Annotated in this window: 20 protein-coding genes; 4 read left to right on the top strand and 16 right to left on the bottom strand. The window is 59.8% G+C overall.

Going from position 1 to position 20,879, the window contains the following annotated elements:
* From VL003_RS01410 to VL003_RS01355, 12 genes are all read right to left on the bottom strand, one after another.
* On the bottom strand, positions 1 to 848 hold an 848-nt coding region (locus VL003_RS01410), incomplete at its 3' end, for an AMP-binding protein (RefSeq protein ID WP_325438830.1).
* 113 nt (positions 849 to 961) lie between these two features.
* Positions 962 to 1,501 carry an RDD family protein gene (locus VL003_RS01405; protein ID WP_325438828.1) on the bottom strand — a complete coding sequence of 180 codons (540 nt, stop codon included), beginning with the start codon at positions 1,499 to 1,501 and terminating at the stop codon, positions 962 to 964.
* A gap of 202 nt (positions 1,502 to 1,703) precedes the next feature.
* A complete protein-coding gene (locus VL003_RS01400) occupies positions 1,704 to 1,892 on the bottom strand; it encodes a hypothetical protein (RefSeq protein WP_325438826.1) in 189 nt (62 codons plus the stop codon).
* 112 nt (positions 1,893 to 2,004) lie between these two features.
* On the bottom strand, positions 2,005 to 3,501 hold the full coding sequence (locus VL003_RS01395; protein WP_325438824.1) for a THUMP domain-containing class I SAM-dependent RNA methyltransferase: 1,497 nt from the start codon (positions 3,499 to 3,501) through the stop codon (positions 2,005 to 2,007).
* 34 nt (positions 3,502 to 3,535) lie between these two features.
* On the bottom strand, positions 3,536 to 3,952 hold the full coding sequence (locus VL003_RS01390; protein ID WP_325438822.1) for a CopD family protein: 417 nt from the start codon (positions 3,950 to 3,952) through the stop codon (positions 3,536 to 3,538).
* Positions 3,953 to 3,955: 3 nt separating this feature from the next.
* Positions 3,956 to 5,248, bottom strand: coding sequence for a glutamate-5-semialdehyde dehydrogenase (locus VL003_RS01385; protein WP_325438820.1), 1,293 nt, complete (start codon positions 5,246 to 5,248; stop codon positions 3,956 to 3,958).
* Between the two features lie 132 nt (positions 5,249 to 5,380).
* Positions 5,381 to 6,442 (bottom strand): DNA polymerase III subunit delta, encoded by a 1,062-nt coding sequence (gene holA, locus VL003_RS01380; protein WP_325438818.1) that lies wholly within the window; start codon positions 6,440 to 6,442, stop codon positions 5,381 to 5,383.
* Positions 6,443 to 6,451: 9 nt separating this feature from the next.
* Positions 6,452 to 7,123: an LPS-assembly lipoprotein LptE gene (locus VL003_RS01375; protein WP_325438816.1), complete on the bottom strand. Its 672-nt coding sequence runs from the start codon at positions 7,121 to 7,123 to the stop codon at positions 6,452 to 6,454.
* A 4-nt stretch (positions 7,124 to 7,127) separates the two neighbouring features.
* Positions 7,128 to 9,791, bottom strand: coding sequence for a leucine--tRNA ligase (leuS, locus tag VL003_RS01370; RefSeq protein ID WP_325438814.1), 2,664 nt, complete (start codon positions 9,789 to 9,791; stop codon positions 7,128 to 7,130).
* Positions 9,792 to 9,904: 113 nt separating this feature from the next.
* Complete coding sequence (gene rpmG, locus VL003_RS01365; RefSeq protein WP_301115899.1) at positions 9,905 to 10,072, bottom strand: 50S ribosomal protein L33; 168 nt, start codon at positions 10,070 to 10,072, stop codon at positions 9,905 to 9,907.
* 36 nt (positions 10,073 to 10,108) lie between these two features.
* Entirely contained in the window at positions 10,109 to 10,345 is a 237-nt protein-coding gene (gene rpmB / locus VL003_RS01360; protein ID WP_325438810.1) for a 50S ribosomal protein L28, read from the bottom strand.
* Positions 10,346 to 10,527: 182 nt separating this feature from the next.
* Positions 10,528 to 11,721: a Bcr/CflA family multidrug efflux MFS transporter gene (locus VL003_RS01355; RefSeq protein WP_325438808.1), complete on the bottom strand. Its 1,194-nt coding sequence runs from the start codon at positions 11,719 to 11,721 to the stop codon at positions 10,528 to 10,530.
* A 275-nt stretch (positions 11,722 to 11,996) separates the two neighbouring features.
* On the opposite strand from VL003_RS01355, the gene VL003_RS01350 reads away from it, so the two are divergent.
* Positions 11,997 to 13,253, top strand: a complete 1,257-nt coding sequence (locus tag VL003_RS01350; protein WP_325438806.1) for a class I SAM-dependent methyltransferase — start codon at positions 11,997 to 11,999, stop codon at positions 13,251 to 13,253.
* Here the strand turns inward: VL003_RS01350 and VL003_RS01345 are convergent.
* From VL003_RS01345 to radC, 4 genes are all read right to left on the bottom strand, one after another.
* The gene (locus VL003_RS01345; protein WP_325438804.1) at positions 13,250 to 14,659 is read right to left on the bottom strand and encodes an MATE family efflux transporter; all 1,410 of its coding nucleotides are present in this window, start codon (positions 14,657 to 14,659) and stop codon (positions 13,250 to 13,252) included. The genes VL003_RS01350 and VL003_RS01345 overlap by 4 nt on opposite strands.
* A complete protein-coding gene (locus VL003_RS01340; protein WP_325438832.1) occupies positions 14,656 to 16,332 on the bottom strand; it encodes a glycosyltransferase in 1,677 nt (558 codons plus the stop codon). The genes VL003_RS01345 and VL003_RS01340 overlap by 4 nt, the downstream gene beginning before the upstream one ends.
* A gap of 167 nt (positions 16,333 to 16,499) precedes the next feature.
* The gene (locus VL003_RS01335) at positions 16,500 to 16,766 is read right to left on the bottom strand and encodes a type B 50S ribosomal protein L31 (protein ID WP_325438802.1); all 267 of its coding nucleotides are present in this window, start codon (positions 16,764 to 16,766) and stop codon (positions 16,500 to 16,502) included.
* A 181-nt stretch (positions 16,767 to 16,947) separates the two neighbouring features.
* Positions 16,948 to 17,625, bottom strand: coding sequence for a RadC family protein (radC, locus tag VL003_RS01330; RefSeq protein ID WP_325438800.1), 678 nt, complete (start codon positions 17,623 to 17,625; stop codon positions 16,948 to 16,950).
* A gap of 46 nt (positions 17,626 to 17,671) precedes the next feature.
* Here radC and VL003_RS01325 point away from each other — a divergent pair, with 46 nt between their 5' ends.
* The 3 genes from VL003_RS01325 to VL003_RS01315 all read left to right on the top strand — a co-directional run bounded on the left by VL003_RS01325 (position 17,672) and on the right by VL003_RS01315 (position 20,691).
* The gene (locus VL003_RS01325; protein WP_325438798.1) at positions 17,672 to 18,148 is read left to right on the top strand and encodes an FKBP-type peptidyl-prolyl cis-trans isomerase; all 477 of its coding nucleotides are present in this window, start codon (positions 17,672 to 17,674) and stop codon (positions 18,146 to 18,148) included.
* Positions 18,148 to 19,119, top strand: a complete 972-nt coding sequence (ispH, locus tag VL003_RS01320) for a 4-hydroxy-3-methylbut-2-enyl diphosphate reductase (protein WP_325438796.1) — start codon at positions 18,148 to 18,150, stop codon at positions 19,117 to 19,119. Before VL003_RS01325 ends, ispH begins: the two co-directional genes overlap by 1 nt.
* A 138-nt stretch (positions 19,120 to 19,257) precedes the next feature.
* Positions 19,258 to 20,691, top strand: coding sequence for a YdgA family protein (locus tag VL003_RS01315; protein WP_325438794.1), 1,434 nt, complete (start codon positions 19,258 to 19,260; stop codon positions 20,689 to 20,691).
* The last annotated feature ends 188 nt before the right edge of the window (positions 20,692 to 20,879 follow it).

Raw genomic sequence — 20,879 nt, 5'->3', positions numbered from 1 at the left:
GAGAAATAAGTGTGGCTGACCTGATAGCGGGCAAGAATTTCAAGTGTACGCGCGCCCGAAAAGCGGCCCAGCGCGTCGACCACGGGTCGGCCAAAATAAAGCGCCGGCAACATGGCCGCCAGCAGCCCTTCGGTGCAGGCCCAGTCGACCGGGCTCCAGAATGGGCCGGCCATGTGGGGAAACCAGTTCTGGGCGGCGACAAAGCCCGGCAGGCTGCCAAGTAGCGCATCATGTGACAGCAATATGCCTTTAAGGGGCTGGTGGCTTGAGGCGTCGTAAACCAGCAGGGCGGACTGCGCTGAGCTGGTGAGCTCGGGTTTGAAAGTGACGGGTTGACGCGCCAGCAGGGTGCGCCACGGAATGATGTTGTCGTGCTGGAAGCCCAGCCCGATAATTTGCGCGAGTTCGGGGTAGGCAAGATGCGCCTGAAGCAGGTCGGGCCCTGCGATGGTGTCGACCAGTGCGACGCGAGCCTGGGCGTGCCGCAGGCGTGCCTCGATAGCGCCTGCTTCAAGCGTGCTTGCCAGCGGCATGGCCACCGCGCCCACGCTGAACACCGCCATGTAGGCGGCGATTGTTTCGGGCCTTTGCCCCATGGCGATGCAGACACGGTCGCCGGGTTGCACGCCCATACGCAGCAGGCCGTTGGCGAGCTGGTTGCAGGTTTCTGCAAGACGTGAAAACGACCAGGTGTCTACGCGACCGAGTTCATCTTCGGTGTAAACGGCGGTGCGGCGGCCTTCGTGGGAGTTTTCAGCCCAGCGATGCAGGCACACCTGAGCAATGTTTAGTTGAGAAGGAACAAGCCACTGATAAGACGAGTACAGCTCCGCGTATTGATCGTTCATTTCTATGGGGAATCAGCCAGGCAGATTGTCGTGGGTTCCGATACCCCGCAAGCATGAACGACAAGCGGCGTCAGTGCAATCCCCCTGGTTTCAGAATACGGCCGGCTTAGGGTTTATCCCTGCTTGGCAGGCTTGGCGTCGGTGTGAATAAGCCGGGTGCCCAGTAAACGGTCATGCAGGAATTGGCCCTGAGGATCGAACCAGGTCCATATAAACACAGCAAAGGGGGCGAACACAATGAACATGCCGGTGGATCGATACCCCGTAAGATACAGTACACCCTGGATCACCAGCGCAGCCAGCAACGGTATGGGCCACAGCAAGAGGTAGCGCAGAGCCAGGCGTTTCAGGCTTGGTGCGCGGCCGTTTCGGTCAACCAGGCGGATATTCCAGGTCTTCATGGGCAGGGTCTGGCCGTTGTACCGCCAGCACATCACAAAGTACGCGCCAATGGCCAGAAACAGCACCAGTTGCCGCAGGCTGCGCAAGGTAAGCCCACTGCGGCTTTGCGTTAACGTATCAAACAGGTAGCTGGCCAGAAACACGACGCCAAAGAGCAACACCCCTTCGTACATCATGCTGGCGAATCGGCGCCAGCGGCTGGGAACGGGTGCGGTAAAGTCCGTACCGGAAAAGGAAATGGAATGTTGCATTGCGAAAATTTGGCTGGGGGGGCAGATGCGCGCGGAACAAGGCGCGAAGGTTCGTCATTATCACGCATAAACCGCTCTGCTGCGGGCCAGGGGTAGGCCAATGAAGCCGCCACACAGCAAAAAAGCCGCTAATGCGGCTTTTCAACTGTCCGGGCTTGATCCGGCATGACCGTTGTATTAACGGCCGGAGCGGCTTTGGTAATTATGCAGCCGACTCAACTTCGCGCGTGGAAACGCCGTTCGAAGCCTGCTTGGACGAAGTGGCCAGTTTGGCGAACAGGTTTTTAATGGCTTTGCCGGGTTTGAAACGGGCCTGCTGTTCGATTGCTTCTTGCATCAATTGGCGTTCGAGTTCGTCGGTTAGAACAATGTCGCTATTCAAATGGATCATGATTGGCCTCTCTACATGAAATGAGCGCTTCGCTCAGGGTTAACCCTATTATAGGGGAAAACCCTAGGCCAAAGCAAGCCAATATGTTGCAGTGCGAAAGAAACGTTGTTTTTTAGACCGAATCCGTCGACGACGTGCGACGATAGCCGGCTTCGACCATGTCGAAACTGAATAAACGGCAATCCAGGGGGCCGTTGTACAACGGGTGGCGTCGACGCGGCTTTAACCGCAGGCGCTGAGGAAGATCAAGGTCGCTGGAAATGACGTGCACCTGCCACCCACTGTATTGGCGCTTGAGGTTCTGCGCCCATTCCCGCCACAGTTCGGGGTCGTCTTCGGGCAGGCGTTCGCCGTAGGGTGGGTTGGTGACGATCCAGCCGTTGTCAGCGGGTGGCGCCACTGTGCGCGCATCACCCACTTCGAATCGGATCGTGTCCGGGGTAAGCCAGGCGCGCTCCACATTTTGTCGGGCTGCCTCAATGGCTGCCGGGTTAAGGTCCACGCCTACCAGCGGGGCGTCAAGCCGCGTGGCGATGTGGCTGCGGGCGTCGTCTTTCAGGTCGCGCCAAAGGCGGGCGTCATGGTTGCGCAGCCGCTCAAAACCGAAGGGACGCCAGATGCCGGGAGGCACTCCCAGGGCGATCCAGGCGCCCTCAATCAAAATGGTGCCGCTACCGCAAAATGGGTCGAACAGTGCCTGGGCTGGGTCCCAATCGGACAAGGCCAGCAGGCCCGCAGCCAGGTTCTCGCGTATGGGGGCTTCGCCTTTGTCCAGCCGCCAACCGCGCTTGAACAGCGACTCGCCGCTGGTGTCCAGATACAGCGTAGCACTGTCTTCGTTAAGGAAAAGGTGTACCCGGGCGTCGGGCCGAACGGTATCGATGTCAGGCCGGCTGCCTTCGCGGTCGCGCAGGCGGTCGCAAATTCCGTCTTTGGCCCGCAGGTTGCAATACTGCAGGCTTTTCATGGGGCTGCGTATGGCCGACGTGTCAACGCGCAGGGTGTGCTCTGCGCCAAACCAGCGCTCCCATTCTGTATCGTATGCCAGCGCCAGAATGTCGTCTTCGTTCTGAACGGGGGCTTGCGACACTTGTACCAGCACACGGGTTGCAAGACGCGAGTACAGATTGATTCGCTGGATCCCGGTCCAGTTTGTTTGTAAGCGGCAGCCGGCACGGCCTGCTTTTACGTCTGAAAAACCCAATGCCTGCAACTCGAGCATCAGGGCCTCTTCAAGGCCGCTGGGGCAGGGTGTGAACACAAAAAAGGTCTCGGAGGCGCGGGCCGACCGCGGCCCGACCGAGCGCGGCCCGACCGATCGTCGGTCTGATGTCTTTATCGTTATTCGTGGTGCCGCGCTGGGCTCGGAGCCGGCCGGCGAGCGGCGGCTTTCGGTCGTATCGGAACTGGCGGATGGCCCTTTGGGTTGCGCGTGGGGTCGAGACTTCAGCTGGTTGGCCTCGCCCTGTTGTTGTCGGACACGCTCGAGCTGGGCCACTTGGCGCGCACGGGCGCCCGATCGCTTTCGTTCGCCTGTGTTCTCGTTTGCAGGCGCAGCGGGTTTTTTCTTGAGTGTCAGCGTACTGCCGGGCTTCTTGGGGTCGGTCATGAAATGAAAAGGCGCGGTTGCACGGGATGCAGCGCTAGAAGGGTCGCACAATGACCAGAATTAATATGGCCAGCAGCAAAAACACCGGAACTTCGTTGAACCATCGATAGTAGCGATGGCTGCGAGTGTTGCTGCCGGCGATGAACGTGTTAAGAATGCGTTTGCACTGATAATGGTAGCCCAGCAGCAAGGCCACGCCCAGCAGTTTTGCATGCATCCAGCCTTGGCCCTGACCCAGCCCATAACCCAGGTACAGCCACAGGCCCAGCACTACCGCAGGTACGGCCAGGATGGTCATGAAGCGGTACAGGCGCCGTGCCATGCCAAGCAGTTGCTGCTGTACGGCAGGCTCGGTGCTTTGCGCCATATTGACGTAAATGCGGGGCAGGTAAAACAGCCCCGCAAACCACGAGATGACGAAAAGCAGGTGAAACGACTTGATCCAGAGCATGGGTCAGCCGCGCAATTGGCCGTTGCCGGTCAGTACCCATTTGTAGGTGGTCAGGCCTTCGAGGCCGACTGGGCCACGGGCATGCAACCGATTGGTCGAGATGCCGATTTCTGCACCCAGGCCGTATTCGAAGCCGTCGGCAAAGCAGGTGGGAAGGTTCACATAAACCGAACTGGAGTCGACTTCGCGCTGAAAGCGGGTAGCGGCCGCCAGGCTTTCGGTGACGATAGACTCGGTGTGCCCTGAACTCCAGCGCGTAATGTGTTCGATGGCCTGGCTCAGGTCATCGACAACCCGTATCGCCAGGATCGGCTCCAGGTATTCGGTGGCCCAGTCTTCGTCGGTGGCAGGGTTGACCCCGGCAACCAGCGCCCGGGTTCGTTCGCAGCCGCGCAGCTCTACGCCTTTCTCGTGCAGGGTGGCAGCCAGTCGCGGAAGCAGTGCCGGCGCGACGTTGCCATGGACCAGCAGGGTTTCCATGGTGCCGCAGATGCCGTAACGGTAGGTTTTGGCATTTACGGCAATATCGTGTGCCTTGTCGAGGTCGGCGCCGGCGTCAACGTACACATGGCAGTTGCCGTCGAGATGCTTGAGCAAGGGCACTTTTGCTTCGGCGGCCAGTCGTGTGATCAGCCCCTTGCCGCCCCGCGGAATAATGACATCAATGTAATCGGTAAGGGTAATCAGCTCGCCCACCAGGCTGCGGTCGGTGGTGGCGGCAACTTGTACCGCGTGCTCGGGCAGGCCGGCATCAAGCAGGCCCAGCCGAATGACTTCGCCCAGTGCCTGATTTGAATGAAAGGCTTCGCTGCCGCCGCGCAATATGGTGGCATTGCCCGACTTGAGGCACAGTGCGGCCGCGTCGATGGTGACGTTGGGGCGCGACTCATAAATAATGCCGATGACGCCCAGCGGCACACGCATCTGGCCCACCCGCATGCCGTTGGGCCGCAGCACCGAGCTTGATTGGGTGCCTACCGGGTCGGGCATGGCGGCAATTTGCTGAAGGCCGGCGGTCATGGTGGCCAACGCTTTGTCCGAGAGGGTCAGGCGGTCGAGCAGCGCGGCGGCCAGGTTGTTGCGGCGGGCCGCTTCCAGGTCTTTGGCGTTGGCTTCCTGAAGTGCCTGCTTATTGCTTTGCAAACGCTGGGCCATGGCCAGCAAGGCCGCGCTTTTGGCAGAGTCGGGGGCACTCATGAGCACGCGTGATGCGGCGCGAGCGCGCTGGCCCAGCTCGAGCGCGCTTGCGCCCGCTGCCGAGGCAATGGCTTGGGTGTTGGAACCGGAACTGTTCATGCTGAGGCTCTGTACAAAAATAAGAACGGTGCGCAGCGCGCCGTAAAATTGCTTGATACGCTATTGTAATGTAATGGCTTGTGCCGCCAGGAGGCGGGTCGGGCAACGTCTTGTGTATTTGTCGTAGCGGCGTCAGGCCGAGCGGGGCGTGGCCACGCGCAGCACCAGGCGGGCCAGCTCTTCCCAGGGGTCGTCGAGCCGTCCGGGTACTTTCAAGCCTTTGATCAGCCGGTCGACATCGTGGGCATGCTGAACCGCCACGGCCCATAGGCCGGCCGGCAGGCGCCGCAACGTCTGCCTCAGCAAGTTCTCGCGGTTGCCGAAAACCCGTTGTTGACGCATCGCGGCACCTAAATCTTGGCCGGCGGCTTGCAGGGCCGATAGGCGTGCCAACAGGCGGATTTCGTCTCCGACGGCCCAAAGCACCAGGGGAAGGCCTTCGCCTTCAGCCCTAAGCCCTTGCAAAATATGCAGTGCGCGGGCTGCCTGGCCTGACAGCATGGCGTCGCGCAGACCGAATACATCGTAACGGGCCACATCCAGCACGGCCTGCTCAACGTCTTCAGGGCTTATGGGGCCTTCGGGGTATAGCAGGCCCAGCTTCTGAATTTCCTGATGCGCGGCGAGCAGATTGCCTTCTACCTTGTCGGCCATCCATTCGAGGCTTTGCGGTTCAAGACGCTGGCCTTGTCGGGTCAGGCGCGACTGAATCCAGTCGGGCAGGGCGTTGCGTTCGATGCTGGGTATTTCAAGGAAGGCACGCGCTTGCTGCAGGGCTGTTGCCCATTTGCTGTTCTTCGTGGTCTTGTCCAGCCGAGGCAGACTGATAAGTACGACTGTATCGGACAAGGCTGAGCCTTTCGAGAGCTCAGTCAGCTTCAATAGGGTGTCCGCGCCGACTTTACCGGGCTTTCCACCGGGAATCTTGAGTTCGATCAGGCGTTTGTCACCAAACAGGGAAACGTTCTGCGTGGCGGCGGTAACGGCCGACCAATCGCTGCGGGCGTCCATGACCAGGCTGCTGCGTTCGAGGTAGCCGGATTTTGTGGCGCACGATCGCAGGCTGTCCAGGGCCTCTGTAACCAGCAACGGTTCATCGCCGGTGATCACGTACAGGCCGTCAAGGCTCTGGCCTGCCTTACCGGCCTGCTCAAGTTGCCTGATCAGGGTGTCAATGTCGGGACGGCGAGCCATGGCTCCGCCTTAGTACGACGGCGCCATGTCGGGTCCGGGCAAGGGAATGACACCTGGAGCGGGCACAGTGTTGTCTGACGGCGCATCGGGCGCCGCCGGCGCGATGGTGTCAGAGTCGGGGGCGAGGGACTGGCGGTTATTGTAGGCTTCGATGACTTCCGGCGATGTCAGGCGGCGCACGATACGGTCGATGAGGCTGCGTTGCATTTCCTGGAAGAGTGAGCCGATTTCGCCTTGCTTGGCCTGAATGGCGTTAGGGTCGTAGGGAACCTCGCGGGTAGAGCGTAGTGTGGTCGGCGGCAGCAGCACCCGGCCTTGCGCGTCGGTGAGCTGAAACACGAAGATCAGGTTGAGTTCGTACTCTTCTACCAGGCCGTCGGGGCTGATGGCGATCTCGCGCATGGAGCGTTGCAGGGATAGCTGTGTGAGCCTTGCCTGCGCCTGGGTTACGTCTGACACAAAACGAGTATTGGGCGACGTGGCCACGACAAGACGCCGAAGGTCGGCCCCAAAGGCGGAGTTTTCGGCAATGTTGGTGTAAAGCGTATCGAAGGGCAGGGGGGTGGCGCCCTTGAGCCGGAACCCGCAGGCGGCCAGTAACGCCAGCAACAAAACGCAGGCAAGCGCGCGCAGACCCAGGCGCGAACCAATAAAAATAGGGCGATGCGCAGTTGCGTGCATTTTTTTATCCGACGACGTTGACGAGTTTACCGGGTACCACAATAACCCGTTTTACCGGGCGGCCTTCAAGAAACTTGGAAACGGCTTCGTGTTGGGCTGCCTGCTGCTCGATCTCGGGTTTAGGTGTGCCATTGGCAATGGTGATGGCGCCGCGCAGCTTGCCGTTGACCTGAAGCATCAGCTCGATTTCGTCAGCAACCAGTGCAGCGCTGTCGACCTGTGGCCAAGGGGCGTCAAGCATGTCGCCATACTGCTCGTCATAGCCCAGGTCGCGCCACAGTTGCCAGGTAAGGTGCGGCACCACCGGATACAGCACGCGCAGCAAGATGCTTAAGGCATCGGCCATGCCTTGGCGCGCAATGTGCGTATCGGGCAGCTTGGCTGACTCGAGCGTGTTGAGCATTTTCATGCACGCCGAAACCACGGTGTTGTACTGAATGCGCTGGTAGTCGTAGTCGGCCTGCTTTAGCAGGCCGTGGACCTCGCGGCGCAAGGTCTTGGTGTCGGCGTCGGCATTGCTGAAGTCGGGTTTGCCGGCCACGGCCACGGCCCCGCGAACAGCGTCTTGCTGCGCATGGCAGAAGGCCCACAGGCGGCGCAGGAAGCGGTGTGCTCCGTCTACGCCCGAATCGGACCACTCAAGGGTTTGCTCGGGTGGGCTGGCGAACATGACAAACAAACGGGCCGTGTCGGCGCCCATGGAGTCGATCAGCGATTGGGGATCGACGCCGTTGTTCTTGGACTTGGACATGGTGCCGATGCCGCCGTATTGCACGGCAGAGCCATCCGACTTGAGCTTGGCGCCCACGACCACGCCCTTGGCGTCATGAATGTCTTCGACCTCTTCGGGCCAGAAGTACTCGATCGCGCCTTGCTGGTTCTTGCGCGAATAGATGTGGTTAAGCACCATGCCCTGGCACAGCAGGCGGGTGAAGGGCTCGTCGAACTTGACCAGCCCCATGTCGCGCATGACTCGCGTCCAGAACCGGGCATACAGCAGGTGCAGCACCGCGTGCTCGATGCCGCCGATATACTGGTCCATGGGCATCCAGTAATCGTTGCGCTCATCGACCATGGCCTGATCGTTGTCGGGCGAGGTATAGCGCATGAAATACCAGGACGAATCGACAAAGGTGTCCATGGTGTCGGTTTCGCGCCGCGCAGGCTTGCCGCAGCTTGGGCAGGAGCACGACAGAAAAGCCTCATGTTTGGCGAGCGGGTTGCCGCTGCCGTCGGGAATGAGGTTGTCGGGCAGCACCACGGGCAGGTCTTTTTCGGGCACCGGTACGGGGCCGCAATGCTCGCAATGAATGATGGGAATGGGGGTGCCCCAGTAGCGCTGGCGCGAGATGCCCCAGTCGCGCAGGCGCCAGGTGGTTTGTTTCTCGCCCAGGCCTTTGGCGGCCAGATCGGCGGCCACGGCGTCGACGGTGGCAGTGTGGTCCAGGCCGTTATATTTTCCCGAGTTGACTGTGCGAGCGTGCTGCTTGTCGCCGTACCATTCTTGCCAGGCATCGGTCGAGAAGGTTTTACCTTCGGCGGCAATCACGTCGCGTATCGGCAGACCGTATTTTTTTGCGAAGGCGAAGTCACGTTCGTCGTGTGCGGGGACGCCCATGACGGCGCCGTCGCCGTAGCTCATGAGCACGTAGTTGCCGACCCAGACTTCGACTTGCTCGCCGGTTAGCGGGTGGGTGACGGTAAGCCCGGTGCGCATGCCTTCTTTCTCGCGCAGGGCCATTTCGGCTTCGGTGGTGCCGCCTTGTTTGCACGACTCGATAAAGTCGGCAAGCGCCGGATTGTTGCGTGCGGCATGCTTGGCCAGGGGGTGTTCGGGCGCAACCGCGCAAAACGTGACACCCATAATAGTGTCGGCGCGTGTGGTAAAGACGTACATACGGCCGTCTTGTATAAGGCTGCCGTCGTGGTCGTGAATTTGATGCGTAAAGGCAAAGCGCACGCCCTGGCTTTTGCCGATCCAGTTTTCCTGCATCAGGCGCACACGTTCGGGCCAACCGGGCAAGCCGTTCTGCACTTGTTCGAGCAGCTCTTCGGCGTAGTCGGTGATGCGCAGGTAATAACCGGGGATTTCGCGTTTCTCGACCAGGGCACCCGAGCGCCAGCCGCGCCCGTCGATGACCTGCTCGTTGGCCAGAACCGTTTGGTCGACCGGATCCCAGTTAACGACCTGGGTCTTGCGATAGGCAATGCCTTTTTCAAGCATTTTCAGGAACAGCCACTGGTTCCACTTATAGTATTTGGGGTCGCAAGCGCACATTTCGCGAGACCAATCTATGGCCAGCCCCATCGCCTGCATCTGTTTCTTCATGTAGGCGATGTTGTCGTAGGTCCATTTGGCGGGGGGAACCTTTGACTTCATGGCGGCGTTTTCGGCAGGCATGCCGAAAGCGTCCCAGCCCATGGGCATTAGCACGTTATACCCGCGCATGCGCAGTTGCCGCGCCATCATGTCGTTGATGGTGTAGTTGCGGACGTGACCCATGTGCAGCTTGCCGCTGGGATAAGGCAGCATCGAGCACGCGTAGAACTTGGGTTTGGGCCGGCCGTCGGCGCCCACGGCGTTTTCGATAACGCGATAGGCGTCGCGCGCTTGCCAGTCTTGCCGGGCGGTCGCTTCAACTTCGGCGGGGGTATAGCGTTCCTGCATGGGTTCGGGTTCTTTGTATTGGGTTTAGTGCAAACTCTGCATTATAAGATGCCAAAAACCAAAATGCCCCGCTGGTTGGGGCGGGGCATTCGGGGGGTGCGGCGCGGTGTCGATTAACGCAGTTTGGTTTCTTTGTATTCGACGTGCTTGCGAGCAACGGGATCAAATTTTTTGATCAGCATTTTCTCGGGCATGTTGCGCTTGTTTTTGGTGGTCGTGTAGAAATGACCGGTACCGGCAGTGGATTCGAGTTTGATTTTCTCGCGGATGCCTTTAGCCATGGTGTGCTCCTGAGTATGGGTTTGCCGCTGCGGAAATTAGACCGCTTGGCCGCGGGCGCGCAGGTCGGCCAGAACAACGTCGATGCCGTTCTTGTCGATGGTGCGGATGGCGTTGGCCGAAACACGCAGGCGAACCCAGCGGTTTTCGCTTTCGACCCAGAAACGGCGCGATTGCAGGTTAGGCAAGAAGCGACGCTTGGTTTTGTTGTTGGCGTGTGAAACGTTGTTGCCCGTACGTGGGCCTTTGCCGGTAACTTGGCATACGCGTGCCATGGTTCTACCCCTTAAATAATTTGGTGTGCCGCAAGTAGTGCGCTAAAAACAGCTTGCCGCAAAAGTTTTTTTGCGTGCCCTGGCTGCGCTACGTTGCCTATCTTTGCTTACGTGTATAAGCCACAAGCCGCTGTAATTGCAGCTGTAAAGCCATGTATTCTATAACGAAAACATGGGGGTTATCAAGCGGCGCGTCGGGCAAGTGCACCAAAAAGCCACGATAGCACCACAGATATCGTCAGGATTCCTATAAGTGGCAAGGCGGTGTCGGCCTGCCAGTAGCTTATGCTGATGCCTGCAATGGCGCCGCCGATCATCTGTACGGTTCCCATCATGGCCGAGGCCACGCCAAGCCGATGGCCTTGGCCGGACAGGGCCAGGGCAGCCGCGTTGGGGTTGACGAAACCCTGGCTGGCCATGAAGCCCATCAGGCAAAGCATCAGAAGTGGCAGGTTCAGCCAGCCGACCAGCGTCAGCGCCAGCCCCGCCAGGGTTATGGCCGCTACCGCAATCTGAGCAAGCTTAAGCAAGCGTTCAGGCGAGTGACGATCAAGCAGGCGCGCACTAAGCTGCGACGTAAAAATCAGCGAGGCAGCGCCCAGGCCGAATAGAAAGCCGAAGTACTGGGGCGGCACGCCATATATGTTGATTAAAACGCGCGGAGCGCCCGAAATAAAGGTGAAGATACCAGCGCTGCCCAGTCCGCCGGCCAGCGAATAGCAAATAAACTGCCGGTGGCGCAGCAAGCCCCAATAGTTTCTGAAAATACTGGACACCCGCAGTGGAATGACCTTTTCGGGGGGCAGGGTTTCGCGCATCTTGCTTGCAGTGACCACCAGCATTATTACGCCCACCACCGCCATAATGCCGAATATGCCACGCCAGTCTGCAATCAGCAGCACCTGCCCGCCAATAATTGGGCCCAGTATGGGTGTGGCCCCCATGATCAGCAGCAGTATTGAAAGCGCCTTGGCGGCATCGCGGGTGTCGAGGTTGTCGCGCACTACGGCTCGCGGAATCACAATGCCGGCGGCTCCGCCCAAGGCCTGCAAGATGCGCCACAGGGTCAGATGCTCGATGTCAGTGGTAAAGGCGCAACCCACCGAGGCGATGGAAAATATCACCAGCCCCGCCAAAAGCGGCCGCTTGCGTCCGTAGCGGTCGGCCAGGGGGCCATATATTATCTGCGCCGCCGCAAGGCCGATCAAATAGCTTGCCAGGGTGCGCTCGACCTCGCCCTGCGTTGCCCCCAGCCCCTTCACGATAGAAGGAAACGACGGCAGGTACATATCGATGGCCAAAGGGCCGAGCGCCGTCAGGGCGCCCATCAGCAGCAGCCAGCCGGGCAGCTTGCGGGTCAATTGTCTGGAGGGCATGTAAAGCGGGGGCCGGGCGGCCAAGAAACCAAGCCGGTAGTCTAACAGCGATTATGCATGTCGGCCCCAAGCCCCCATATAGATCATGGATTGCCCGATCAGGGGGTGCCGTGGCTAGTGTTTGGTGATAAATTGTCGAGCAGATGGCTTACCCGGGCACCTGTATGAGGACAGGCGGGGCTAGTCAGGAGCGAGAAAGGTTGCACCAGAAAATAATATAAGGGCGTCTCTGTCCGATCGGTATTCGATTTCAGCTAAGCAAGGGGGTTGAGAAAGTGAGTGCTGTCTTATCTTTGGTAGAAAAAAAACTGGCTTCGTTATCGCTTCCCGTGCAGGTGATACTGCCCGGCGGAGATAAAGCAGGGCGAGACGATGCGCGCATTCGTCTTAAGGTCAAGGATAATGCCACGCTGATGCATCTGGCTTCCGGCGAGGCGGGCACCTTGGGCCAAGACTACGTCGAGGGCAAGTTCGAGTTCGACGGGACCATACGCGACCTGATGCAGCTTGCCTCTTCCATGCTGTCCGGTTCGCCTATTGATGGCGCCAAGGGCAATTGGTTCACTGCCCTGAAACGGCACTGGGTCTCTATTTGGCGGCATTCGCAGGCTCGCGATGCCCGGCAGATTCAATTCCATTACGATTTGTCCGACGAGTTCTACCAGCTTTGGCTCGACCCGCGCCGCGTATATTCGTGCGCTTATTATCGCGAGCCCGGCATGAGCGTGGCACAGGCCCAGGAAGCCAAGCTCGATCACATTTGCCGCAAGTTACGACTGCACGAAGGCGAGCGTTTTCTTGACATCGGTGCAGGCTGGGGCGGGCTCTTGCTGTGGGCGGCCGAAAATTACGGCGTCGACGCAACCGGCATCACGCTTTCAAAAAACCAGCACGCCCATGTCAATCGCCTGATCGAAGAAAAAGGCCTGTCGGGCCGGGTGCGCATGACCTTGCTCGACTACCGCGAGCTCGACGAATCACGACCATACGACAAGATCGCCTCAGTGGGCATGTTTGAGCACGTAGGTCGCGCTCAATTGCCCCAGTACTTTTCCAAGCTGCGTCGCCTGTTGCGCCCGGGCGGGCTCATCATGAATCACGGTATCACGGCCGGCGGGGTTTACAACGCCGAAGTCGGTGCCGGCATGGGCGAGTTCATCGAAAAATACATTTTTCCGGGTGGCGAGCTTACGCACATCAGCAATGAGCTGGCCCAGATCGCCGACGCAGGGCTCGAAGAGGTCGACGTCGAAAACCTGCGCCCACACTACGCCCGAACCCTTTGGGCATGGAGCGACGCGCTCGAAGCCCGGCTCGAAGAGGCCCGCAAGACGCTTTCCAGCGAAAGTGGCGAACGCTCGTTGCGCGCTTACCGGCTGTATCTGGCCGGTTGCGCCATGGGTTTTGAGCATGCCTGGATCTCGCTGCATCAGGTGTTGCTGCAGCACAAGCCCGTGTCAGGTCGTTCAGACGAGCTCGACAACCCGGCCGACCTCAGCTACCCGTGGCGGCGCGACTACATCTACAGTTAACGGCCGTGCTCGCGTTCGTGGCGTCGCACCACTCGCCAGTACCACAGATGCTGCAACAGGGCGGCCAGCCCCAGCCCCAGGGCGGCCATCAGCCACATCGAGGCGGCGCCCACGGGCGCACCGGGCATCAAAACGTTCAACACAGGCTGCAGAGCGCCGGCTAGCGGGCCGAAACCCAGCAGCCATCCTCCGATCAGGCCCAGGCCCGTCAAGGCGATGACCTGCATCAGCAGCGGCACGACGGCAATTTTGTATGCCCGCAGCAAATACGAGTTGATGCATTGCATGGCATCGCACAAATGAAAATACGGCAATATTTGCAGCAAGGCGGCCGCCATCGCGGCTACTTGCAGGTCGTCGGTATAAGCGGCCAGTATCAGCGGCTGCCCACTGACCACCAGGGCAACGGTCAGCAAGGCACCCAACAATGAAATAGTCAGCCCGGCCAAACCGGTCTGACGCGCACGGGCCATGTCCTGAGCGCCAATGGCCTGCGCGGTAAGCGAGGCCGATGCAATGCCGATCGACATCGGCAGCATGTAGCACACCGCCATCAGGTTGGCCGTAATCTGGTGGCCGCCGGTGGCGTACATGCCTTCGCGAGCAATCAGCAACGCCATAAACGTAAACGCGCAGACTTCGACCAGGTACGAGCCACCCATGGGAATGCCCAGTCGCAACAGTTCTTTCTGATCGACCCAGCGTGGACGGTACAAACGCAATTCAAACTGGCTGAAGAACTTGTCGTGGCGGATAATCCATAAGCCGGCCGCCAGACTGAACCAACTGGTGATGGCTGTAGAAAGCCCTGCGCCGGCCGCGCCCATGACAGGTGCGCCGAACTTGCCGAAAATAAGCACCCAGTTGAAAAAGGCCTTGACGCCGATGCAGGCCAGGTTAATGGCCATGACGATCTTGGGTCGCGAAACGGCGGTACCCAGGGCGTAAATGGAACGGAACACCAGGGAGGCGGGCAGGGCCAGGATGAGGGCGCGCAAATACCAGGTGACGCCATCGCGCACGGCGGGGTCGATATCGCCCGACAACATTAGCCAGATGTCGGGAAACAGCATGGGTATGGCGCCCAGCACCGATAGCGCCAGAGCCAGCCAGACACCCTGGCTCCAGGCCCGACCTACCTCGAGCAAGCGCTTTCCGCCGTAATGCTGCCCAATGATGGGAATAAGTGCGTGGATCACCCCCATCAGGCCGATGAAAATCGTAATGTAGATGGAAACCGCCAGCGACATGGCTTGCAGCTCGGCGGCCCCGGCGTGACCCGCCATGGCCGTGTCCATGACGCCGAACGCCATGCTTGCCCAAGCGCTGATCAGCACGGGCCAGGCTTGCCGCACCGTCTCTTTGACGTAATGCAGGAAGCCGGGCTTGGGGGCGGAAACGTTCATTGACCGTCGATGCGCAACAGACGGAAGATTTCACGCCTGTCGGCACCGCGCTTGCCTTCCCAAAGCACCTGTATGTTCGGTGAATAATCAGCGGCGCCCGATTGCACTGCGTCTGGAGAGGTTTGTTGCAGTACAAGGGCGCAATCGGCGTCGTAGCTGAACTTGAGATTATCGAACACCAGGAAGGAAGCCCGCTGGCCGGTACCCAGCGCCAGCCCGCGCACGCACTCGCCTTGCCCGCCGTGCACGCGCAGCGCTTGAGCCAATTGGCCCGATACTTCACGATAGCTGCGCACGTAGTCAAGCGCGGGTAGCCACAAGGTGACCAGCAGCAGCCAGGTCAGCACAATACCGCAGGCCGACAGCACGGTGCCCCGCCACAGTGCAGAGGGCTTGGTTTTGAGGCGCCAGTAAATAATGGCGATCCAGGCAAGGGTGCCCAGCGATGCAATGATCACGGCCGGCCAATGTACAAATGCTTCGTAGCCGCGGGTTTGACGAGCGATGTTGTAAGAGATCTGCTCGGGCCAGCCCGCTTGTAAAGCCACCCACCCTAGCCAGACCGTGGCGCAGGTCAGTGAAAAGCACATCACCGCAAACCAGTCCAGCGAATTGACGACGCCTCGGCGCAGTGTGGGTAGCGCAAAGGCCGCCAGCACCGCGCTGGGAACGGCCATAAGACTGTACTCGGGTTCGAATGGGTCGGCCAAGAACAGCAGGATCACGAACGGCCACACTGCGAACATTAGCGGCACCCAGATGTGTGGGGCGAGCAGCCAGGCGCGCCAGCGCCAGACGGCAAGCAGGGCGAACGGCCATGTAGGCCATAAAAACCAAGGCAGGTCGCGCAGCACGCTCAGTACTTCTTGCCATTGGGGCAGACCGAATGCCGTGATGTTCCACAGCCACCAATTATGAACCCAGTAGGTGCTTGCCTGTTGCGCAGGAATCCACCACAGCAGACCCAATGAAACAGCCAGCACGGCGCTGATGATGAGCCAGTGTTTGCTCGGCCACAATGCGCTGCGCGGTATGAATAGGCAGGGTATGGCCAGAATAATGGGCAGGGAGCCGATCCAGCCGCGCGTCAGAAAGGCGGCGGCCAGCGCAAGGCCCAAGGTGATGGCGCCTGATAGGGGGTGATCCAGCATGCGGGCCACGGCATAAAACGCCAGGGCCTGAAAGGCGATCAGCGCCGGCACTTCCGAGGTTTCATGAAGGCGCCAGATAATGCCCACAGTGGCCAGAACCAGCAGCAGAGCGGCGTCGGCGATCATGCGGCCGTAATCGCGCACCGTGGGCTCGCCGCCAAAGGGTAGTGCAAGCGGTTGGGGTTCGGGGCGGCGCCCCAGCAGATAGGTACCGTACCAGACCGAGCTGGTAATAAGGCCGAACCACAACAGGTTGGGCACGCGCGAGGCGATCAGTACTGCATTTAGCGGCGTGGTAAATAACTCGAGCAGGGGGGCGAACAACCAGATGCTGAACGCGCCGACCCACGTTATAAGCGGCCCGTTTTGCGCGTAGGCCAGGTTGCCGATTTGCGGCAACAACCAGGCTTGCCATGACCCATCAAGCGCGGTGATCATGGTGGCCAGGCCTGCAACGTCGTCCGTTTTCCAGGGGTCTCGGTAGAACAGGCCCGCAAAGATATAGACCAGCCCCAGAGCCATCAGAAATAGGCGGGGAAGCTTGGTGGTAGCCGTGGCGGTCAGGCGCGCAGGCGTCGAGCGGGAGTCATGCAAGGCCACAGGAAAGATATTGTTATAAGTGAAGGAACACGGCCATCTTAAAGTAAAAAGGCAGCCCTGAGGCTGCCTTTAAATACCGGCGAATGGGATCAGGAAGCTTTCTTGACCGTGCCGGCGGTACGTGCGAAACGAGCGCGGAATTTCTCGACGCGACCGGTTTCGACGATACGGGTCTGGGCACCGGTATAGAAGGGGTGCGACTCCGAGGTAACTTCGCACTTGAACAGCGGGTACGTTTTGCCATCAAGGTCAATGGTTTCGCGGCTGTTCAGGGTTGAACGCGAAATGAACGTATTGCCCGTTTGCTGGTCAAGGAATACAACGTCGCGGTATTCGGGGTGGATGCCTTCTTTCATGGTAATTTCCTGTGGGGCTTCTTGGTTGCGGGTCGCCGGTCTGAATAGGCCAAAATAAATTTGGCCCGTTGCTGCGCTGTGTATCACTGTGCTGTGTATCACTGCCAGTGGGTACAGGGCTCAGCCACGTATCCAAAGTAACTCGCAATTTTAGCACGCAGACTTTGCGGTTTCAAGTGCCTTATATTTGCCCGCGTTCGGCCAACGAAACCGCGCTGTGTGCCGTTACTACAAGGTGGTCAAGCAGCCGGATATCCACCAGCGCCAGGGCATGTTTTAAGTGACGGGTAAGGGCCAGATCGGCCTGGCTTGGTTCCGCTACGCCCGAAGGGTGGTTATGGGCCAGGATCAGGGCAGCGGCGTGGTGTCGCAGGCCGGCGCGCACTACCTCGCGAGGATACACCGAGGCTTGGCTAAGAGTGCCGCGCGCCAGTTCTTCGGTGGCGATCAGTCTGAACTGGTTGTCCAGGTACAGGGCCATGCAGTGTTCGATGCGAAGATGGCCCAGCATGGCCGTGCAGTAACGTTTAACCAACTGGGGTTGATTCAGGTCGATGCCCGCATGCAGTTCTTCGGCCAGGGCGCGTCGGTTCAGTTCATTAATGGCCAGAAGCTCGCAGGTTTTGGCCGGCCCCAGCCCCGGGATGCCCAGCAATTGCTGGGCATCGGCCGACAGCAACCCTCGTAGGCCTTTGAAGCGGTTGATCAGGCCCCGTCCCAGCTCGACCGCATCGCTGCCGCGGGGGCCGGTCCTTAAGATAATGGCAAGTAACTCGGCCGAGGTAAGCACTTGCGCGCCGTGCGCCAGCAGCCGCTCGCGCGGGCGTTCAGTTTCCAGGGAAAGGCGGTCGGAACACATAGGCTCTAAAATAGATGAGATATAGAACTTTGTACGGTGACAGATTTTGACCACGCAAGCCAAACCAGTGAATGCTTTTGTCCGCCCCGATTCCTACCTGACCCTTCATTATCGTATCGAGATCATGGGCGGGCCTGCGGCCGGGTCGGTGTTTGTTGACACCTTCAGCGATCGTCCCGCCACCCTGCAGATGGGCGTGGGCCAATGGGCTCCCGGCATGGAGTCGGTCTTGCTTGACCGCGCGGAAGGCGCCCGTTTTACCGTTGAGCTGTCGGCCGCCCAGGCCTACGGAGACCGCAACCCCGAGCTGCTTCAGCGTGTCAGCCAAGCCATGCTCGATGCTCATACCGAGCCCGACACCCTGTTTCAGCCCGGAGACATTGTCGAGTTTGCCGCCCCCAATGGCGGGCGATATTCGGGCGTGTTCAAAGAGCAGGGCGATGGCTGGGCGCTGTTCGACTTTAATCATCCTTTGGCGGGGGCCGATCTGCGTATCGAGGTCTCGCTGCTCGGAGTGCTGTAATGACCAACCCAACTTCCGCCGTCGACGGCTCCACGCCCGAAATCGTGTTGGCTCAGCCGCGTGGTTTTTGTGCCGGGGTCGATCGCGCCATTGACATTGTCGAGCGTGCGCTCGAGCTTCATGGCGCGCCCATTTATGTTCGCCACGAAATCGTCCATAACCGGTATGTGGTCAGCGACCTTCGCGCCAAAGGGGCGATTTTCATCGATCAGCTCGACCAGGCGCCCAGCGGCGCCATCGTGGTGTTCTCGGCGCATGGGGTTTCCAAAGATGTGCGCGCCGAGGCAGCGCAAATGGGCTTGAAAGTGTTTGATGCCACGTGCCCGTTGGTAACCAAGGTGCACGTCGAAGTGGCAAAAATGCGCGCTGCCGGCCGTGAAATCATCATGATCGGCCACCGCGGCCACCCAGAGGTCGAAGGCACCCTGGGTCAGTCCAAAGAGGGCATGTACCTGGTCGAAACCCCAGAAGATGTGGCCGAGCTTGAGGTCACCGCGCCCGACAATCTGGCGTTTGTCACACAAACCACCTTGTCGGTCGACGACGCCGCCCTGGTGGCCGACGCCTTGCGCGCGCGCTTTCCTAGCATCGTTGAACCCAAGAAAAGCGATATTTGCTATGCCACGCAAAACCGTCAGGACGCCGTCAAGGTTATGGCGCCCGAGTGTGACCTGGTGCTGGTGGTAGGCAGTACCAATAGTTCCAACTCTAATCGCCTGCGCGAAGTGGCTGAACGGCGGGGCGCCCGGGCTCACCTTATCGACGACCCCAGCATGATCAACCCAGCCTGGCTGGCCGACACGCGCCGGGTGGGCGTCACTGCAGGGGCCTCTGCGCCCGAAGTCCTGGTTCAACAGGTGATCGAGCGCCTCAAGCAACTGGGCGCCATATCAGTTCGTACCTTGCCAGGCACCGAAGAAACGGTGTCGTTCCCGCTGCCACGTGAGCTTTCCCGCAAGCGGGTCGACTAATTTAACCTTGCGGCCGCCCTTCACGGGCGGTCAACGCTAGAATATGGCAGCCATGCGCCGGCACCCCGATTTGTCGCACCACAAAAACGGGTCGCCGGCCTTTGCTTGTTATGGACTTAATCAACCTCTGGAATCAGAATGAAAAGAAGCACGGGTGTCTTGACGGCTGTTGCGGTGGCGGTGATCGCCTACGTAGGAACAACATGGTATGTGGGCAAGCAGGCGCAGCAAGCCATTGAGCGGGCGGTAGCGCAGGCCAACGAGCGCATGGCCGACCTGATGCTGACGCAGCCCACCGTGCAGGGCGGGAAACTGACGGTGGCCGAGTATCGCCGACGCGTGTTTTCGGCCGACGTCGTTTACTCGTTGCAACTTCAAGACGAAGCCGGGCAAACACAAGAGTTCCTGCTTAGTGACCGGCTTCAGCACGGGCCGTTTCCCCTTGCAGCCATTTCGGCCGGCGATCTCACACCCATGTTGGCGTTCAGCCGTTCTGCCTTGCTGCCCTCGGCTGCTACGCAGCCCTGGTTCGACAGCCTGAACGGGCAATCTCCAGTTACTGGTGTCACCAAGGTTCGGTTCGGGGGCTCAGCCAGTTCCGACTGGAGCTTCAAGCCGCTGAGCATGGTCAAGAAGGACCAGGTGCTGAAGTTTTCGGGCGGCGCCATGCAGGTCAGCCTCGATAATAATTTTGCCAACAGCCGTGTCACCGGCGCATTCGATGACCTGAGCTACGCGCAGGGTCTTGAAGCAGAACGTATCAGTGTCACCGGCTTCAGCATTCAATACGATGCTTTGCAAGATGGCAACACCAAAAGCATGAGCGCCACGACCCAAGCCACGAACCTGAGCCTGGACTCGTCCGGGCAAGAGGTGCTGGCGTTGAAGGATTTTGTCATGCGCGCCTCCAGCAAGCAGGTGGGCGATCTTGCCGAAGGATCAGTACGCTACGATTTTGGGCAGCTTCGTTCAGACGGTCTGGATCTTGGCAAGTTGACGCTGGGTGCCGCCGCCCGAGATCTGAGCATGCCCGCTTTGACAGCATTGGCCGCCGCATACGACGACCTGAGCGAGCGTCATGGCCCCGACATGGAAACCTGGCAACTATCGCCCCAAGAAGCGACCCAGTTGCAAGAACGGGTTCTGGCTTTGTTGGCCACCGACCCGGTGCTGACGTTCGATCCGATGGTCTGGTCAAACCAGAAAGGTGAAAGTCTGGCCAAGCTGACTGTCGAGCTTACGCGTCCGGCCGTGGATGGTTTCAGTTCGCTCGACGAGTTGTTGCTGAAAATGCTGCGTTCGCTCGATCTTGAAATCAAAGTCGAGAAGGCTATGTTTGTCGAAGCGCTGGGGCGTTTGCAGCCGGATGGGCACACGCCTGATACGGCGGCCCTGTCGGCCGCCATCTATGACAATTACGCAAGTCGTCTGCAAGCGGCCGGCCTGGCATCCGAGACCGACGGCGTGGCCTCGTCCAAGATCGTTTACCGCGACGGTCGGGTGGATGCGAACGGCAAGGTCATGGAGGTGCCTGAATTCATGCAGCGCGCCCTGCTGGTATTCCTGCTGTAACGCTTAGGGCCTGTTAGCGCGCGGAATTATTTATACAAGCCCTGTTGTGCGTTCGGCTCGACGGCTTTGTTCGGCGGTGCTTGGCCACGGGCCGGATCGGCCTGTCCGGCATTTGCTTTATTGCGGCGCGAACCGTGGTCGCGGGCGTATATCCAGGTAAATTCTGCGCCCAGTAAAAATACCAGGGC

It is taken from the genome of Pusillimonas sp., from assembly GCF_035515275.1.
Taxonomy (GTDB): Bacteria; Pseudomonadota; Gammaproteobacteria; order Burkholderiales; family Burkholderiaceae_B; genus Pusillimonas.
The sequence above is the reverse complement of the archived record's forward strand: the minus strand, read 5'-3'. Positions and strand labels throughout refer to the sequence as shown.

Coding starts and splice junctions, on each gene's coding strand:
- VL003_RS01395 (WP_325438824.1), bottom strand. CDS start 3,501: ATGACCGACCCCAAGAAGCCCGGCAGTACGCTGACACTCAAGAAAAAA.
- VL003_RS01385 (WP_325438820.1), bottom strand. CDS start 5,248: ATGAACAGTTCCGGTTCCAACACCCAAGCCATTGCCTCGGCAGCGGGC.
- VL003_RS01405 (WP_325438828.1), bottom strand. CDS start 1,501: ATGCAACATTCCATTTCCTTTTCCGGTACGGACTTTACCGCACCCGTT.
- VL003_RS01335 (WP_325438802.1), bottom strand. CDS start 16,766: ATGAAAGAAGGCATCCACCCCGAATACCGCGACGTTGTATTCCTTGAC.
- VL003_RS01355 (WP_325438808.1), bottom strand. CDS start 11,721: ATGCCCTCCAGACAATTGACCCGCAAGCTGCCCGGCTGGCTGCTGCTG.
- VL003_RS01315 (WP_325438794.1), top strand. CDS start 19,258: ATGAAAAGAAGCACGGGTGTCTTGACGGCTGTTGCGGTGGCGGTGATC.
- rpmB (WP_325438810.1), bottom strand. CDS start 10,345: ATGGCACGCGTATGCCAAGTTACCGGCAAAGGCCCACGTACGGGCAAC.
- VL003_RS01400 (WP_325438826.1), bottom strand. CDS start 1,892: ATGATCCATTTGAATAGCGACATTGTTCTAACCGACGAACTCGAACGC.
- holA (WP_325438818.1), bottom strand. CDS start 6,442: ATGGCTCGCCGTCCCGACATTGACACCCTGATCAGGCAACTTGAGCAG.
- VL003_RS01345 (WP_325438804.1), bottom strand. CDS start 14,659: ATGAACGTTTCCGCCCCCAAGCCCGGCTTCCTGCATTACGTCAAAGAG.
- VL003_RS01390 (WP_325438822.1), bottom strand. CDS start 3,952: ATGCTCTGGATCAAGTCGTTTCACCTGCTTTTCGTCATCTCGTGGTTT.
- leuS (WP_325438814.1), bottom strand. CDS start 9,791: ATGCAGGAACGCTATACCCCCGCCGAAGTTGAAGCGACCGCCCGGCAA.
- VL003_RS01340 (WP_325438832.1), bottom strand. CDS start 16,332: ATGGCTCTGGGGCTGGTCTATATCTTTGCGGGCCTGTTCTACCGAGAC.
- rpmG (WP_301115899.1), bottom strand. CDS start 10,072: ATGGCTAAAGGCATCCGCGAGAAAATCAAACTCGAATCCACTGCCGGT.
- VL003_RS01375 (WP_325438816.1), bottom strand. CDS start 7,123: ATGCACGCAACTGCGCATCGCCCTATTTTTATTGGTTCGCGCCTGGGT.
- ispH (WP_325438796.1), top strand. CDS start 18,148: ATGACCAACCCAACTTCCGCCGTCGACGGCTCCACGCCCGAAATCGTG.
- radC (WP_325438800.1), bottom strand. CDS start 17,625: ATGTGTTCCGACCGCCTTTCCCTGGAAACTGAACGCCCGCGCGAGCGG.